At 66.9% G+C, this 16,458-nt stretch carries 17 protein-coding genes; 5 read left to right on the top strand and 12 right to left on the bottom strand.

Annotated elements, in window-relative coordinates; translation table 11 throughout:
- Window positions 1–103 precede the first annotated feature (103 nt).
- A complete protein-coding gene (locus tag RBB84_RS03295; RefSeq protein ID WP_064257359.1) occupies window positions 104–1,000 on the top strand; it encodes a type IV toxin-antitoxin system AbiEi family antitoxin domain-containing protein in 897 nt (298 codons plus the stop codon).
- Window positions 1,001–1,052: 52 nt separating this feature from the next.
- On the opposite strand, the gene RBB84_RS03290 is transcribed toward RBB84_RS03295, so the two are convergent.
- Genes RBB84_RS03290 through RBB84_RS03265 form a run of 6 tightly spaced genes read right to left on the bottom strand, consistent with a single transcriptional unit; the run spans window position 1,053 to window position 7,821 of the window.
- Window positions 1,053–2,534 (bottom strand): sodium:solute symporter family protein, encoded by a 1,482-nt coding sequence (locus tag RBB84_RS03290; RefSeq protein ID WP_006550409.1) that lies wholly within the window; start codon window positions 2,532–2,534, stop codon window positions 1,053–1,055.
- 21 nt (window positions 2,535–2,555) lie between these two features.
- Complete coding sequence (locus RBB84_RS03285; protein ID WP_006550408.1) at window positions 2,556–3,587, bottom strand: 2-oxoglutarate and iron-dependent oxygenase domain-containing protein; 1,032 nt, start codon at window positions 3,585–3,587, stop codon at window positions 2,556–2,558.
- Window positions 3,584–4,351, bottom strand: a complete 768-nt coding sequence (locus RBB84_RS03280; RefSeq protein ID WP_064257360.1) for a hypothetical protein — start codon at window positions 4,349–4,351, stop codon at window positions 3,584–3,586. Before RBB84_RS03280 ends, RBB84_RS03285 begins: the two co-directional genes overlap by 4 nt.
- Window positions 4,348–6,318: a 5-oxoprolinase/urea amidolyase family protein gene (locus tag RBB84_RS03275; RefSeq protein WP_024103518.1), complete on the bottom strand. Its 1,971-nt coding sequence runs from the start codon at window positions 6,316–6,318 to the stop codon at window positions 4,348–4,350. The genes RBB84_RS03280 and RBB84_RS03275 overlap by 4 nt, the downstream gene beginning before the upstream one ends.
- A gap of 7 nt (window positions 6,319–6,325) precedes the next feature.
- A complete protein-coding gene (locus RBB84_RS03270) occupies window positions 6,326–6,976 on the bottom strand; it encodes an urea amidolyase associated protein UAAP2 (protein ID WP_019288136.1) in 651 nt (216 codons plus the stop codon).
- A complete protein-coding gene (locus RBB84_RS03265; protein WP_024103516.1) occupies window positions 6,973–7,821 on the bottom strand; it encodes an urea amidolyase associated protein UAAP1 in 849 nt (282 codons plus the stop codon). The genes RBB84_RS03270 and RBB84_RS03265 overlap by 4 nt, the downstream gene beginning before the upstream one ends.
- A gap of 174 nt (window positions 7,822–7,995) precedes the next feature.
- On the opposite strand from RBB84_RS03265, the gene RBB84_RS03260 reads away from it, so the two are divergent.
- A complete protein-coding gene (locus RBB84_RS03260) occupies window positions 7,996–8,682 on the top strand; it encodes a TetR/AcrR family transcriptional regulator (protein WP_080678557.1) in 687 nt (228 codons plus the stop codon).
- On the opposite strand, the gene RBB84_RS03255 is transcribed toward RBB84_RS03260, so the two are convergent.
- The gene (locus RBB84_RS03255; protein WP_024103514.1) at window positions 8,579–10,150 is read right to left on the bottom strand and encodes an NAD(P)/FAD-dependent oxidoreductase; all 1,572 of its coding nucleotides are present in this window, start codon (window positions 10,148–10,150) and stop codon (window positions 8,579–8,581) included. The genes RBB84_RS03260 and RBB84_RS03255 overlap by 104 nt on opposite strands.
- Before the next feature lie 59 nt (window positions 10,151–10,209).
- On the bottom strand, window positions 10,210–11,958 hold the full coding sequence (gene ctaD, locus RBB84_RS03250) for a cytochrome c oxidase subunit I (RefSeq protein ID WP_258913650.1): 1,749 nt from the start codon (window positions 11,956–11,958) through the stop codon (window positions 10,210–10,212).
- A 219-nt stretch (window positions 11,959–12,177) separates the two neighbouring features.
- Between ctaD and RBB84_RS03245 the strand changes: the two genes are divergently transcribed.
- From RBB84_RS03245 to RBB84_RS03235, 3 genes are read left to right on the top strand one after another with little or no spacing between them, the layout of a single operon-like run.
- Entirely contained in the window at window positions 12,178–12,507 is a 330-nt protein-coding gene (locus tag RBB84_RS03245; protein ID WP_006553968.1) for a hypothetical protein, read from the top strand.
- On the top strand, window positions 12,501–12,767 hold the full coding sequence (locus RBB84_RS03240; protein WP_231911964.1) for an AMP-binding protein: 267 nt from the start codon (window positions 12,501–12,503) through the stop codon (window positions 12,765–12,767). The genes RBB84_RS03245 and RBB84_RS03240 overlap by 7 nt, the downstream gene beginning before the upstream one ends.
- Window positions 12,668–12,886: a hypothetical protein gene (locus RBB84_RS03235; RefSeq protein ID WP_006553967.1), complete on the top strand. Its 219-nt coding sequence runs from the start codon at window positions 12,668–12,670 to the stop codon at window positions 12,884–12,886. Before RBB84_RS03240 ends, RBB84_RS03235 begins: the two co-directional genes overlap by 100 nt.
- A 72-nt stretch (window positions 12,887–12,958) precedes the next feature.
- Here the strand turns inward: RBB84_RS03235 and RBB84_RS03230 are convergent, their stop codons facing one another.
- From RBB84_RS03230 to RBB84_RS03215, 4 genes are all read right to left on the bottom strand, one after another.
- Window positions 12,959–13,942 (bottom strand): TauD/TfdA family dioxygenase, encoded by a 984-nt coding sequence (locus tag RBB84_RS03230; RefSeq protein ID WP_064255811.1) that lies wholly within the window; start codon window positions 13,940–13,942, stop codon window positions 12,959–12,961.
- 194 nt (window positions 13,943–14,136) lie between these two features.
- Window positions 14,137–14,862, bottom strand: coding sequence for a hypothetical protein (locus RBB84_RS03225; protein ID WP_041803607.1), 726 nt, complete (start codon window positions 14,860–14,862; stop codon window positions 14,137–14,139).
- 145 nt (window positions 14,863–15,007) lie between these two features.
- Complete coding sequence (locus RBB84_RS03220) at window positions 15,008–15,520, bottom strand: hypothetical protein (protein ID WP_064255812.1); 513 nt, start codon at window positions 15,518–15,520, stop codon at window positions 15,008–15,010.
- On the bottom strand, window positions 15,517–16,374 hold the full coding sequence (locus tag RBB84_RS03215) for an AAA family ATPase (RefSeq protein ID WP_064255813.1): 858 nt from the start codon (window positions 16,372–16,374) through the stop codon (window positions 15,517–15,519). The genes RBB84_RS03220 and RBB84_RS03215 overlap by 4 nt, the downstream gene beginning before the upstream one ends.
- Between the last annotated feature and the right edge of the window lie 84 nt (window positions 16,375–16,458).

The following is a 16,458-nucleotide window of genomic DNA, read 5'->3' as shown; positions in this document are numbered from 1 at the left end:
CTGTAGGGCACGGGTTCTCCACAGCGGAAGCATTCATCCACAGAATGCGCCTGTGGACTTTCTGCGGCGCTTCGGCACCCGCACGGGCTGCGACGATCGACTCATGGGCGATCCACCTATACTCACGACCGCGGCACTGACGGAATCCGGCATGTCCGACAACGACATCCGCAGAGCAACCAGGGCCGGAGACCTCGTCCGCCTCGGACGCGGTATGTTCTTGCACCGATCGGACGTCGAGGCGCTCGGCGAGGTCGGGGTGCACCGGGTCCGGGCACGGCATCTCGGTCGGCAACTCTCCGCAGGAACGGTCCTGAGCCACGTCTCTGCGGCGTCCCTTCATGGGCTGGATCTGTGGAAGGCCTCGCTCGAACACGTACACGTCTCCAGGCCACCGCACCGGCACGGGCGGATGACGTCGCAGATCCATGTGCACCCGACCGAAGTCGGTGACGACGTCGTTCTCCTCGACGGCCTGCCGGTGACATCGGTCGCCCGGACGGTCGTCGACCTCGCCCGGACGTTGCCGAGAGATCAGGCCGTCGTCGTGGGTGACTCGGCTCTGCGACTGTATCCGGACGCCGCGGCGGACTTGCTCCGGGTGCTCGCCGGATCCGGACACAGGCACGGTCTCGCGAAGGCCCGCGCCGTCGTTCCGTTCCTGGACGGTCGGAGCGAGAGTGCAGGAGAGTCGCTGTCGCGTCTACGTATTGCGGAGGCGGGCCTCCCGCGGCCGATCCTCCAGTACGAGATCGTGGGTGGAAACGGTCGACGCTATCGCGTCGACTTCTTCTGGGAGAACGGCATCGTCGGAGAGTTCGACGGACGGATCAAGTATTCCGCTCCGCGCGACGTGTTCGACGAGAAGCTCCGGCAGGACGCGATCCGCGACGCGGGCTACGAGGTGGTGCGCTGGACCTGGGCGGAACTCGAGCGGTTCGACGTCGTGGCGGAGAGACTGCGGCAAGCTGCGCGTCGTGCTGCGAAGCTGACGCGGTGAACCGGGGTTCGCCCCGCGTGTTGCGGTAGCGAACCCCGGTTCGGCGCGCGAACTACACCGCGGCCGGCTGCTTCACGGGGACGACGACGGGCTCCGGAGCCGTGATCGCGGGGACCGGGCTGCGCACCAGCGCCACGGTCACGTACGCGACCAGCGAGACGAGGAAGCCGATGAAGGTCGTCCAGCCGTCGACGCTCGAGGTGACCAGAGAGTTCGGGATGTACAGCAGGGTGTTGTCGACGCCGTAGATCGTCGGGGTGAGGACGAAGAAGCCGGCGCGCACCGTGATACCGGCGATCGCTGCGGCAGCCACAGCGCGACCGTCACCGCGCGACCAGAACAGTCCGAGAATGAACGGCACTACCAGCGAGGCGAGCAGCAGGTCGAAGGTGAGGGTGAGCAGGATGCCGGTCTGCGGGACCCGCAGCGCGACGAGGGCACCGAAGGCAGCCATCGGCAGCATGAGCAGGCGGGTGGCCTTCATGACGTCCGACGACATCGCGGCGTTCTCGCCGCCTACGCGGAAGACGTTGCGCACCAGAACCGTCGCGGTGGACAGCAGCACACCACTGATCGTGGTCAGCGAAGCCGTCACCAGACCGGAGAGCACAAGGATCGACAACCACTGCGGCGTGTACTCGCCCAGCAGAACGTAGAGGATCGGGGCGTCGGCTGCGCTGTCACCGACGATCGACACGGCAGCAAGGGCCACGAAGGACAGCGGCACACACAGGACGAGAATGCCGGTCGCCGCAGAGAAGCAGGCGCGCTGCGCAGCGATCGGGGACTTGGCGGAGAACACGCGCTGCATCAGGTCGATCGCGACGAGGTTGCCGAGACCGAGAGCGACGATGGTGGCCCAGTTGACCGCGGCCCCCTGCGCCGGATCGGTGAGCTGTCCGAGATCGCCGATGCCGAGGCCGTCCCCGTGGGTGAAGCCGGGTCCGAAGGCCGTCCACACGAGGAGCGAGACGATACCGACGGCCATGATCGCGAACTGGACCATGCCGGTGTAGACGCTGGCGAACATGCCGCCGGCCACCGTGTAGGCGAGCACGAACGGGATGATCACCAGCACCGCCGCCGTGTAGTTCAGGCCGAGAAAGTACTGGAGCAGGTAGCCCAGGGCGACGAGGTTGCCGGCGAGGAGGATGCCGAAGCTGCCGACCGTGAGCACGGACGCGGTGATCTCGGTGCCGCGGCCGAAGCGGCGTGCAAAGAACTCGGGCAGGGTCACGACGCCCGTCGCGCGTAGGCGCTTCGCGAAGAACAGTCCGACGAGCAGCACGCTCGATGCGACACCCAGCGGCATCGCTGCACCCGCCCAGAATCCGAACCCGGCCGCGAGGTCGGCGGAACCGAGGGTCGCGTTGGAATCGATGACCTGCGACATGAGCAGGACGGCAAGGACAGGGGCACCGAGCGAGCGACCTGCGAGAAGAAAGTTCCCGGCCTGTCCGCGGACCTTGCGGGTGGAGTAGAAGCCGGCCCCGAGGAGAACGACGAGGCACACGGCGACACCGGTGATGATCATGGCTGCTCCGTATGGAGAGGGTCAGACGGCAGGAGCGCTGCGTTGGGCTTCGCGTCCGAGCGAGTAGAGGGGGCGTGCATTGTCGGGAAGGGTGATCTCGCCCGCGGCGAGCCGCTTGCGGAGATAGGTGAAGCTCTGGGCCGTCTGGGCGAACAGGTGCTCGCCGGCAGTGACTCCGCCGTAGCGCGGTCCGTCGGCGTCGACGAACCTCTCCAGCGGGTCGACCCGGGTGTCGTGATCGACGTTGAAGAACAAGGGGAACGAGTAGCGTTCCTCGGCAACCTTACGCACCCGATGTGACGTCGCTGTAAATACTCCGTTGGTCCAGATCTCCAGCAGGTCACCGATATTCAGGACGAAGGCATCCTCGCGGTAGGGCACGTCGATCCAGTCGCCGTCGGCGTTGAGGACCTCGAGTCCCGGTGCCGTGGGGAGCAGAAGAGTGAACACCTCGTAGTCGGTGTGGGCACCGATGCCGGGACGGTCCGAGGCGTCGGGATCGTAGGGATAGTGGATCATTCGAAGCTGAGCAGGCGGCGTGGTCACATAGCGGTCGAACCGATCCGCCGCCTCGCCGAGTGCTTCGGCAAAGGCACGCAACAACACACGTCCCAGAGCGAAGACGGATTCGTAGTACGCATTCACGGGCTCGTCGAAGTCCGGCAGGTCGGGCCACTGGTTCGGGCCGAGCAACGGGTTGCCGGCGAGATACTCGGGATGATCGGACGGAAGGTCGATCGACAGGTCGAATGCTTCCTTGTGGTCCGGTGTGGCTCCGGCGAACACTTCCTCACCGGGCGGCACGTAGCCGCGGTGGTTGGTGGAATTGCCGATGTACACATCCATTTTCGCGTCGTCGGGAAGAGCGAAGAAGCGTTCGGCCGCGTCCTTCAATCCGCCGACGAGGATGGGGTCGACTCCGTGTCCGACGATCTGCGCGAAGCCGACTTCTCGCGCGGCGCGCCCGAGTTCGGCGACGACGGCGTCGCGTCCGGTTTCGTCGCCGGACACCAGCGCATGCACATCGACGATGGGAATACTCGTGAACGTCATGTGTCACTCCTCGGGGTCGGGTGGACGGAACGCCACCGACGGGTGATGGACGTTCCGTCGAATGTTGTGTCTCGGATGCGGATCTCGTGACCGAAGACGGGGTGGAGATTGCGCCCGCTTCGGTACGGGAGGGTCGATGCGGAGATGGTCCACCGGCCGTCTTCGATGCGACCCACCGCGATCTCGCAGTCCAGCAACGCTCGGGCATCCGACACCGTCGCTGCGCCGAGGATCTGTTCGACGAGGGGTTCGGATCCGATCGCATGATCGCGACTCCGCCCGAATGCGAAGCACTCTCCGACCCGCACGAGCACTGCGGTCGCTCCGGTCTCGACGTCCTCGAGTAGGTACTCCTCGATGTCGGGCGAGACATCCGTGATGCGCCAGTGCTCGGTGTACTCCTCGAACACACCGTGTTCGACGAGGGTGTCGGTGTCGAGGGTCTCCAGGGTGCCGGCGTCGGGTGTCGGTCCGAGCGGATGGAACGACACGGCCCGTTCCCATTCGACATGGTTGCTGCTGTCGAGCAGTCGGCCGGCGAATCCGTCCTGGCTCGCGAGAGCGACGAGGTCGTCGATCTCCATCTCGGCGAGAGTAGAGGCCGTCACCGTCGGCAGTGTCGCCGGTCGTCGCAGGTCGCAGTACAACCGCTCACCCTGCAGCCACGTGACGCGGGTGGTGGTGTCCGGGATTGCTCCCGGTCGAGCCAACAGTGTTCGCTCGAACCGGGTTCCCACCGGACGGATCCGTTCGGCGGCCGTCATACGCCGTCCGCCTTCCACCGCGCGCGTTCCTGGCCGAAAGCGACGGACTGCGTCGCCTGGAACCCGCTGATCGAAGCAGCGTTGTCCGCGAGGAACTTCCGGTGCTCGGTCAGGGAGAATGTGCCGTCGGTGATCTCCACTCCCCCACCGCGACCCGCAGCGAGATCCGCTCGCAGATCGAGCAGTTCGTCGGGGTCGACGGGGTACCACGAGATGCGGTCGAAGAAGCGCAGCAGCCACGGGGTGCCGTCCTCGAACGGGCCGGCCGGCTGCGGGTGCCGGTGGTTCCACACCTGGGTGGTGCGGCCGACGAACTGGTAGCCGCCGGGGCCTTCCATGCCGTAGATGCACAGGTAGGCGCCGCCGATGCCCACGGCGTTCTCGGGGGTCCAGGTGCGCGCGGGGTTGTACTTGGTGGTGACGAGACGGTGCCGCGGGTCGAGCGGCGTCGCGACCGGGGCGCCGAGGTAGACGTCGCCGAGGCCGAGAACCATGTAGTCGGCGGCGAAGACCGTGTCGAAGACGTCGGCGACGGTGTCGAGGCCGTTCATGCGGCGGATGAACTCGATGTTCCACGGGCACCACGGGGCGTCGGAGCGCACGCCGTGCATGTAGCGCTGGATGGCCTCGCGGGTCGCCGGGTCGTCCCAGGACAGCGGGAGTCGTACCTGCCGGCTGGGGACTTCGAGTTCGTCGCTGTCGCCGATGGTGTCCTCGACCTCGCCGAGCAGGCCGAGCAGGGTCGGCACGGGCAGGACGTCGGGGTCGACCTTGACCTGCAGCGACCGGATTCCCGGGGTGAGTTCGAGCAGACCTGCAGGACGGTCGGCCTCGAGGCGCTGGTGCAGCGCGTGCACGCGGGCCCGCAGCGCCAGGTCGAGGGTCATGTCGCCGTACTCGACGAGGACGTTGTCGTCGCCGCTACGGCGGTAGGTGACGGCGGTGTGGCCGTCACGGCGGGTGAGCACTCCGTCGTCACCGTCGCCACCGGCCGAGGTGACCAGCGACAGTCCGGCGCGACGCGCGACGCCGAGTTCGCGGCGGGACGCGGTGTGCTGCGACTTCACGGGCACGAACCGGACCGTGTTGCCGGGAGCGAGCTGGCCGAGCTTCCAACGGTCGGCGGCCACGACGGTCACCGGGCACACGAACCCGCCGAGGCTGGGACCGTCGGGGCCGAGCAGGATCGGGGTGTCGCCGGTGAAGTCGAGTGCGCCGACGGAGTAGGCGTTGTCGTGGATGTTCGACGGGTGCAGGCCCGCCTCGCCACCGTCGGTGCGCGCCCATTCGGGCTTGGGGCCGATGAGCCGCACGCCGGTGCGGTCGGAGTTGAAGTGCACCTCGTAGTCGGTGGCGTAGAGGGCATCGATGTCGGCACGGGTGAAGAATTCCGGTGCGCCGTGCGGACCTTCGGTGACCGCGATCTCCCAGCGCGTGCTCAGTGCGGGCACGTGCTCGGACGGGACCGGGGCGCTCGCGCCGGGAGCGTTCTCCCCGACGACGAGGACGTCACCCTCGCGCAGCGTGCGCCCCTCGTGACCGCCGAACGTTCCGAGCGTGAAGGTCGCTGCGCTGCCCAGGAATTCGGGAACGTCGAGACCACCGCGAATGAGGACGTAGACGCGCAACCCCGGCCCGGAGACAGCTCCGACGTCGAGCAGGCCGCCCGCCGGGACGGTGACCGGGCGCCACTGCGGGACGGCGGCCCCGTCGACGCGCACGGTGACGGGCGCACCCGTCACGCACACCTCGGTTTCCTCCGTGAACCGCAGGGCGGGGCCGGCCATGGCGGTCTCGAGACCGGGGGTGCCCTCGTCGTTGCCGAGCGCGACGTTGCCGAGGCGGAACGACAGGTCGTCCATCGGGCCCGAGGGTGGCACACCGATCTGCCAGTAACCGGTGCGTCCGGGATAGTCCTGGACGGTCGTGAGCATTCCGGGTCGTTCGACGGTGATCTTCGTGGTCATGACTACCTCATTCCCCGCGGGTGACGATCATGCGGACCGGCGTGGGGTCGAAGCCGTTGCACGGGTTGTTGATCTGAGGGCAGTTGGAGACGAGGACGAGCACGTCGCGCTCGGCGCGGATTGCGAGTCGCTTGCCGGGTGCGGACAGGCCGTCGACGATGCCGAGGGTGCCGTCGGCCTCAACCGGCACGTTCATGAAGAAGTTGATGTTGGAGACGAGGTCGCGCTTGCCCAGTCCCCACTTGGCGCCTTCGATGAGGAAGTTCTCGACGCAGGCGTGCTGGTGCTTGGTGTGGTGCCCGTAGCGGAGGGTGTTGGACTCCTGCGAGCAGGCGCCGCCGACGGTGTCGTGGTTGCCCACCTCGTCGGCGACGAGCGTCATCAGCGGCTCACCGTCGGCGTCGCGCAACACCGAACCGGTGGAGAGGAAGAGGTTCTGCTGGGCGGCCACGGTGGCAGCGGCACTGTAGCGGCGGGTGTGGTCGGCGGCGTCGTAGACGAGGGTGTCGACCGCCTGGTTGCCGTGCAGGTCGACGATGGTGAGTACGTCGCCGGCGGCGACGACGGCCGACCACGGGCCGCGGAGTCCGACGATCTCGTCGAGGACGACGCGACCGGGAACGAGGGCGAGGTCTGCGGTGTCGGCGGTGATGGTCATCGGTGGATCTCCGTTTCGGACGTGGCGGCGGCCCAGGCGTCGTCGGTGTTGAGCACGGCGCGCTGGCACTCGGGGTCGGTGTTCGGCAGCGAGTTCAGTTCGCCGGGTGCTCGCCAGGCGAGGACTTCGAGGCTGCCGGTGGTGAACTCGGGATTCGGATCGAGCGGGTGTGCGGTGTTGGCGATCAGGGCGATCACCGGCAGGTGGATCAGCAGGTCGACGGCGGCACCGGGACCGGCGTTGCCGGTGCTGACGAGGCTGCCGTCCTCCTCGACGCGGACACCGTGGAAGAAGGACAGTGAGGGCGGCAGGTCGCGCGGTTGCAGGTCGTGCTTGGCGGCGGCGACGGTGAACAGTTCGCGACCCGCAGGAGAGCTCGAATGGAGCGATCCCTCACCGTATTTCGCAGTGTTCCCCGCGACGTGGGTGGTGCCGCACAGCGCGTCGTGGCGTCCGGAGGTGTCGGCGACGATCGTGGCGAGGACGCGGCCCTGATCGGAGAGCAGTGGGTGCCCGACACCGAGATAGGCCTGCCACGGCACCTTCACCGTGTCGGCGACGTTGAGCCGTTCGTGCGGGGCGTCGGCGCGGAACAGGAGGATGTTGGCGCAGGCGGTGCCGTGGACGTCCCGCAGGCGCAGGCGGGTGCCGCGGGCGAGGACCTTGCTGGTGTAGCGGCCACCGGGGACGGTCTCGGCCCAGGTCATCGACGCTGCGCGACCGCTGGGCGGAGCCGGCCACGACGATGCCGGGACGATCGGCATGGCGTCGGTGACGGTTCCTGCCTGCGCTCGGGCATGGGCACGAGCAGCGTGCGTGGTGGCGGTCGCGAGGGTCTCGGTCATGGTGCTCCGATCGGCGGTCCGGGGAAACTGTCGATCGACAGTTTTCCCATCGCGCATCTTCGGGAAATGTCCATGGCGTAACGAGTCCGTGACGCGTGTTTCGTACGTGTGACGAAAACTTCACGCACGAAGACGGTGGCGCTGCAGCACCTTTCGTCGTGTCACAGTGGAGGCGTGACCCATGCAGGACCAGGACGCCCCCGCCTCCACGCCCCGCGACGGCCCGGGCCGACCGCGCGTGCCGAGATCCTCGACGCCGCCGCGGAGCTGTTCACCACCCGCGGGTTCTCCCCCACATCGACACGCACGATCGCCGAGGCCGTGGGGATCCGGCAGGCATCGCTGTACAACCACTTCGCGACGAAGAACGACATCCTCGTCGCGTTGCTCGAGGACACCGTCGAACCGACCCTCGACTTCGACGACAATCTCGACCCCGCGCTGCCGCCCGAGGTGCGCCTGTGTGCGCTCGCCTGGTTCGACACCGCCCAATTGTCCGCGGGAAGATGGAATCTCGGTGCGCTCTACCACCTTCCGGAGGTTCGCACCGAACCGTTCGATCGGTTCCGGGAGGAACGTCGGCACCTGATGGAGCGCTACCGGACCCTGGCGGCGCAGATCGTGGGCGACGGCGATCCTCGCACCCATCTGCCGTTCCGGGTCGTCGAATCGGTCATCGGCATGCGAGCCGACGACGGCGACGTCGACGCCGGGCTCCCCGAAGTGCTGGCGACGGCATCGCTGACGGTGCTCGGTGTCAGCGACCTTGCGGCAGTGACGAGCGCGGCCCGGGCACTCGTGGTGGGGGTTCCCGGCTACCTGCTGGGCTCGATGAACCCGCCGGCTCGGCCACCCGCGTGAAACGCAGGGCGGGATCGTCGACCGGTTCGCGGCGCAGCCGTCTGCGGTCGAGATAGTAGTTCTGCTCCATCGACCACGGGCCGCCTTCCCCGGATGTGGGGAACACGTCGGCCGAGCGCCGGAGATAGTTCGACGTGAGGTCCCAGAACGGCCCTCCGGCGACGGCCGGATCGTCGCAGATCGGGGTGACGACGTCGTACCCCTGGTCGTCCATGTGGTCGAGCAACCGGCACAGATGATGGCCGGTGAGGTCGACCTTGAGGGTCCACGACGAGTTGGTGTAGCCGAACGCGAAGGCGAAGTTCGGCACGCCGGTGAGCATCGTCGCCTTGTAGGTGACGCGTTCGTGCCAGTCGACCGGGACGCCGTCGACGTCGACTTCGATCCTCCCGAACGGCACCAGTTTCAGGCCGGTCGCGGTGACGATGACGTCGGCCTCGATCTCGCGCCCCGATTCGAGGGCGATCCCCGTGGGCGTGAACCGGGCGATCCGATCGGTGACCACCGACGCCTCGCCGGTGGCGATGGCGTGGAAGAGGTCACCGTCGGTCGCGACGCACAGGCGCTGATCCCACGGGTCGTAGGACGGGTTGAAGTGCACGTCGACGGGATAGTCGTCGGGCAGCACGCTCGTCATCCGAAGGCGCAGGAGACGGCGGAAAAGGTTCGGCGCCCGGCGACTCGTCCGGTACATCTCGTGCAGCATCCGGATGCTCAGGGAACGGACGGCGCGGTCGGCCGCCGCTGTCGGGAGTGCACGTCGCAGCGCGTTGGCGACCTTGTTCTCCTTCGGCCACCCCAGGACGTAGGACGGGGAGCGCTGCAGCATCGTCACGTGCTCGGCGACGCCGGCCAGGGCGGGAATGAGCGTCACCGCGGTGGCGCCACTGCCGATGACGACGACGCGTTTGCCCGCACAGTCGAGAGCCTCGGGCCAGTGCTGGGGATGGACGATCGTGCCGCGGAAGTCGTCGCTGCCCTCGAACTCCGGGCTGTACCCCTCGTCGTAGTCGTAGTAGCCGGTCGCGGAGAAGAAGAACGAGCAGGTCACCGTAAGCATGGTGTCGTCGCTCGTGCGCAGGAGCGTGACCGTCCACCTGCCGGTATCGGACGAGAAGGACGCGCCGACGACGCGGTGCCCGAGGTGCAGGTAGGGACGGAGTCCGTGTTCGTCCACCGTCTCGTGGAGATAGCCGAGGATCTCGCCGCCTCCGGCGTACGCATGCGTCTTCCGCCACGGCTTGAACTCGTACCCGAGGGTGTGGAGGTCGGAGTCGGAGCGCACGCCGGGATATCGGAACAGGTCCCACGTGCCACCGAGCGCGTCACGCGCCTCGACGATCGCGAAGCTCGTCCCCGGTCTCTTCGTCTTCAGGTGGTAGGCCGTGCCGATGCCGGAGATACCGGCACCGACGATCAGGACATCCACCTCGGCGGGCACGCTCCCGCCGGGTTCGACTGCGGTCATGTTCGCTCGACTCCGTCCTTCGGCGGGGTTCGTTCGATGCGCGGAGCTATCGCGGTCGATCACTCCCGGGGGATGTCGCCCGGCGTGCGGTCGGCACCTTCGAGCACGTTCACCTCGTGCTTGTCGCTACCCGGACCCACGTGCGCCTCGGCACGCATCCGCTCGACCATGTCGGGATAGTGCAGCTCGAAGGCGGGACGCTCCGAGCGGATCCGCGGCAGCTCGGTGAAGTTGTGCCGCGGCGGCGGGCAGGTCGTCGCCCATTCGAGCGAGTTGCCGTAACCCCACGGGTCGTCGACGGTGACGACCTGGCCGTAGCGGTAGCTCTTGAAGACGTTCCACAGGAACGGCAGCGTCGACGCGCCCACGACGAAGGCCCCGATCGTCGAGATGGTGTTCAAGGTGGTGAACCCGTCGGAGGGCAGGTAGTCGGCGTAGCGACGCGGCATGCCCTCGTTACCGAGCCAGTGCTGCACCAGGAAGGTGGTGTGGAAACCGATGAAGGTCAGCCAGAAGTGCCAGCGGCCGAGCTGCTCGTCCATCATCCTGCCGGTCATCTTCGGGAACCAGAAGTAGATGCCGGCGTAGGTCGCGAACACGATGGTGCCGAAGAGCACGTAGTGGAAGTGCGCGACCACGAAGTACGAGTCGTGCAGGTGGAAGTCCAGCGGCGGGCTCGCGAGGATGACACCGGTCAGGCCACCGAAGAGGAAGGTCACGATGAAGCCGACCGCGAACAGCATCGGCGTCTCGAAGGTGATCTGGCCCTTCCACATCGTGCCGATCCAGTTGAAGAACTTCACGCCCGTCGGGACGGCGATCAGGAAGGTCATGAACGAGAAGTACGGCAGCAGCACGGCGCCGGTGGCGTACATGTGGTGCGCCCACACCGCGATGGAGAGCGCGGCGATGGCAATGGTCGCGTACACGAGGCCGCTGTATCCGAAGATCGGCTTGCGGGAGAAGACCGGGAAGATCTCCGAGACGATGCCGAAGAACGGCAGCGCGATGACGTACACCTCGGGGTGACCGAAGAACCAGAACAGGTGCTGGAAGAGCAGCACACCGCCGGTCGCGGGGTCGTAGATGTTGCCGCCGATCACCCGATCGACGAAGGCACCCATGAAGGCCGCGGCGAGCAGCGGGAAGACGAGGAGCACGAGGATCATCGTGATGAAGATGTTCCAGGTGAAGATCGGCATTCGGAACATGGTCATGCCGGGCGCGCGCATGCACACCACGGTGGTGATCATGTTGACGCCGCCGAGGATGGTACCGAGACCCATGACGATCAGGCCGAGGAACCACAGATTGCCGCCGATCCCCGGCGAATGGATCTCGTCGGCGAGCGGCATGTAGGACGTCCAGCCGAAATCGGCAGCGCCGCCGGGCGTGATGAATCCGAAGGCGACCGTGAGTGCGCCGAAGAGGAAGAGCCAGTAGCTGAAGGCGTTCAGGCGCGGGAAGGCGACGTCGGGGGCACCGATCTGCAGCGGCAGGATGTAGTTCGCGAAACCGAAGACGATCGGCGTCGCATACATCAGCAGCATGATGCCGCCGTGGTTGGTGAACAGCTGGTTGTACTGCTCGTTCGACAGGAACTGCAGACCGGGCACCGCCAGCTCCGCGCGCATCAGCAGGGCGAGCACACCACCGAACAGGAAGAACGAGAACGATGTGAAGATGTACATCAGTCCGAGCTTCTTCGGGTCCGTTGTGGTGATCAGGTCGTAGAGGACCGCGCCCTTGGAGTGATAACGCGGCGGATACGGCCGCGTGGGCTTGACGGGAGCGACAACCGCGTTCATCGGGCCTCCTCGAGCCGCCGTGAGGCGGCAACGGTGCGGCGCGGACGGGATCGACGGCGCACGGCGATCACCACCCGCGATGCTGCAGGTGAACTCAGAGTAGGCGTTCCACCTCACACGCGCACCGGGTTCGCGGACCGAATTGTGACGCGACGACGAGCGACCCGAACGACTCGTGTACGGCGAAGAGAACGTGTTCTCCATATATCCGAGGTAGCCATGGCAGAGACCGTCCAGCAGGCACTCCGTGACCTGTTCGAGAACAACACAGCGGCCGTCGTCCACGCGATCGCCGGGGCCGGGCTCGCGGGCTTCCCGCTCGTCGGCCTCAACAACACCCGACGCGGTGAGGGTCTGGCACGCGACATCCTGCGTGCGGACTGCCAGATCCTGCTGACCGATGCCGAGCACGCCCCTCTGCTGGACGGCCTGGATCTCGGCGACGTCACCGTCTTCGACGTCGCGAGCCCCGAGTGGCGGGCGCTCGTCGACGGGGCCTGTCCGCTCGAGCCGTACCGGAAGGTCGGGCCGACCATCCGTTCATGTTGATCTTCACCTCGGGGACGAGCGACGATCCGAAGCCGGTGATGCTCGCCCACATGGTGGTGTTGTTCTCGGGCAGCACGCTCGTCCCGCAGTTCTCGATCACGAGCGACGACGTAATCTACCTGTCGATGCCGTTGTTCCACTCCAACGCGATCCTCACCGGGTGGCCTACAAGGACGCGGACGGCTGGATCTACCTCGCCGGTCGCACGGCCGACTGGATGCGCGTGGACGGTGAGAACCTCGCCGCCGCCCCTATCATGACCGCGATCGTGCTGCGCGACGAGACGTCGCTCGTACCCGAGGAATTCGAGAAGGAAGGACCCACAGCGGGCGACGGCGTGCTGTGGGTCCGCGAGAACGAGAAGTACGTCGTGGCCTGACGTTGAGGAGCGCGAAACGGTCTTCGGCGCGGGATGTTTCGCGCTCCTATGACCGTTTCGCGCTCTGCTGTGTCAGTGCCCGTCGAAGCCGGGCAGTCGCGCCGGCTCCTCGACCACCGAGTACTCGCTCGCGTCGCCCTGCACGACCCTGCTGCGCGAGCCGTCGACGCCGACGGGGATGTCGCCGGCGAGGGTGATGCGATGCAGGCGGCGGGTGTGGTCGCCGAAGTCGGCGATGCCGTAGTGCTGCGTGGCGCGGTTGTCCCAGATCGCGACGTCGCCACTCTCCCACGACCAGCGGAACGTGTTCTCCAGCTTCGTGATCCGACTCTGCAGCAGCTGGAGCAGCGCGGCGGTCTCCGACGACTTGAGACCGACGAACTCCTTGACGAAGTGACCGAGCAACAGGGTGCGCTCACCCGTCTCGGGATGGACCCGCACCACCGGGTGAATCGTTTCGTAGGTGTTGCGGCGGAACTCGTCCTGGTAGCGGCGTCGCTCCTCGGTCAGCGCCGGATCCGAGCTGCCCGCGTCGAGCTTCTCGGCGTAGTCGTAGAGATTGGTGTGCAGGGCCCACAGGTTGTCGACGAGCGCCTTCAGCGCATCCGGCAACTGCTCGTAGGCCGCGGTCGTGGAGGCCCACGTCGTCGCACCGCCGTACGGCGGCAGGGTCACCGCCCGCAGGATCGACGCCTTCGGAATGCGGTCGACGAAACTGACGTCGGTGTGCCAGCTGTTCGCAGCACCCTCGATGGGCAACAGTCGCTTACCCTTCGAGTGGACCGTGGGGTGCGACTGGGTCTGCGTGCCGAGCAGGCCGGCGAAGGCCCACTGCTCCTCGTCGTCGAGGTGATGCTGGTCGCGGAAGACGATCGCCTTGTGCACGGCGAGTGCGTAGCGGATGGCCTCGACGGTCTCGGACGCCAACGAGCCGGACAACCGCACCCCGTCGATCCGCGCACCGATATGCTCCCCCAGCTTGGTGACGACGATGCCCCCGGCGGTGTAGACGGATTCGGCGGTGGTCGTATCGCGATCGAGTTCGGTGATGGTCATGCGATCTCTCCTTCGATGATCTGAACCTGGCGTTGTCGCTTGCGCCGATTCAGTTCACCGCCATCCGTCGGCAGAGTCGACGGTTGTGGTCAGCGAGATCGAAACGAGCCGAGCTCGCTTACGGGAGATCGAAACGAGCCGAGCTCGCTTACGGGAGATCGAAACGAGTCGAAGCCGCTATCGGGAGTGCGTTCTCACTCGAGGATCTCGCTCCGCCAGAAGGTGTCGCCGTCGGGGACGGTCTCGTGGTCGTCGAAGAAGGTGACGAGCGCCTGTGCGGCTGCCGCGGCGTCGGGGAAGCGACGCCCCTCCATCGGTCCCCGGTTGATCTCGAGCGTCCCGGACACCGGATCGACGCGCCCCTGCACGCGGTATCCCCCGATGTCGGCGACCACCGCGAGCCGTCCGTCGTCGGTGTCGGGTTCGGCGACCGCCGGTGTGGCCGGACGTGCTACGCGGACGGCCGCTGCCGGCACCGGCGCCGCACCGTGGTCGGGATCCTTGACCGCGTCGAGACCGAGCAAATCCCAATGATCTTGACCGTGAACGACATTGCTGCGCTGAATCGGGTGACTGCCGGTCGGTGTCCGGCCGGGGCGGTCGGCGAGCCAGAGCGCGACCTCCTCCTCGATTCCCCCTTCGATGTCGTCCGCGTCCACCACGTAGAACTCCGGTAGCTCGGGTGCGAGATCGACGAACACCCAGTACGACACGCCCGCACCGTCGGCGGCGGGAACTCCGTCGCGGCGTCGCGCGAGCCACGGATCGCTCGCCGTCGAGCACACCCGCACCACACGTTCGGATCCGTCCGCGCCCTGTACGCGGACGTCCCGCTGTCCAGGGATCGGCTCGGCCCGGCCGCCTCGCGCCAGAACCTCGGCCACGAAGGCCGCGACTCCCTGTCGAACGATGTCCCCCATATCGACTCCTCTTCTCGGTGCGCACATCGAGCAGTGAATCGGGACCGACGCGCGATGTGCCCACGTCCTGCGCGGTCTCATCGAGACCGGAGGTCTGGGGCGACCATACGTGGCTACGAGCAGAAGAAGAACTGCATGTGACCGATCACCGGAAAGCATCACCCTTCGTGGTGAGCGCCTTGACCCGTTCGACGATGCGGTCCTGAAGTTTGGACGGGGTGCGCCAGCGCATCGCGAGTTTGTCGTAGTCCATGGCGTGCTCGGCGATGATGTCCTTGAGTTGTTCGACCCCGAGGGTCGACAGCCTCTCCCGCAGAGTCGCCTCGCCGCTCTCGCGGAACACCACGAACGGGTCGAAGGCCCCGGGTGCGCGACGACTGCGACGCGCAGACGTTCGGGCCGCGGCCGGGCGCGTAGCAGGAGCGGGAGCAGGGGTCGGGGCGCTTGCGTCCGCGGTAACCGAGAGCGCTCCCGCGAGTGCCCTCGCGAACCGCGGCGTGCGCGCCGCCTCATCGGCGATCACCTGGACGAGAGCGACGAGCGCGCCGGCCGTGCCGGGTGCCGCCTCGTCGAGACGGGGCAACGCCGAACTCGCCTCGCCGATGCGCACCCGCAGACGCGCCTGTGCCATGTCGGTATCGGGGTCGGGATTCGTCACAGGTACACCTGCGCATTCATCATGATCGTCTCGGTGAGGATTCGCAGTGCGTCGTACTGGCCGGTGTTGCCGTACTTTCGCTTGAGCGTGCCGTAGGGCACGAACTCGGCGGACGCCGCGATCTGATTGGCCTCGGGCACCCAGGCGGGAACGACGCTCGCAATCCTGGGGTCGCGCTGGAGCTGTTCGATGATCGTGCGGTGCAGATTCGAGGCACTGCGGTACTTCGTGATGACGAGACCGATCTCCCGCACGGTGTGCCCGGTCCGTGTCGCGAATTCCTGGATCTTCGTCTGCAGCGGCGGAATTCCGTAGGTGGACAGGATGTCGGGAATCGTCGGGATGAGATAGCCGTCGGCGAGACGCAATCCGTTGAGGGTGAGGATCCCGAGATTCGGCGGGCAGTCGATCAGGATGTAGTCGTACCGGTCGGCGATGGGCCGGACAGCGGAGAGCAGCACCTCGACGGGACGGTGCGAGCCGGGATCGGCGTACTGCTGGTGGGTGAGCCCCTTCTGGATGTCCATGAGATCCAGCGACGACGCGAGCAGGTCGAGATCACGGACCGCTCGCACGGGCGAGACGTTCTTCTGGACGGCCTTCTCGATGTCGAACGCGTCGGCGTGGGGCGTGATCGCCTTACGGAAGAGCGTCGCGAGGGTCAGACCGAGTTCGTTCAGTTCCTGCCAGCGTTCCTCCCCCACCATCATCGTGGTGAGGTTGGTCTGCGGGTCGAGATCGATCATCAGCACCCGCTGCCCGAACTCCGCCGCCATGAACTCGCCCAGAGCGGCCGTCGTCGTGGTCTTGCCGACGCCACCTTTCAGGTTGATCGTCGCGATTACCCGTGCCACCCCACACCTCTTCGGGAAAGAAATTCATTACTCGATATCGCGAGCAAAACTACCCGAAGGCGGACATACGAGGCAGCCGGGTGA

The organism is Rhodococcus sp. D-6 (assembly GCF_040256695.1).
Classification (GTDB): domain Bacteria; phylum Actinomycetota; class Actinomycetes; order Mycobacteriales; family Mycobacteriaceae; genus Rhodococcus; species Rhodococcus pyridinivorans.
Note: the sequence above shows the minus strand (reverse complement) of the source record. Positions and strands in the feature narration are given on the sequence as shown.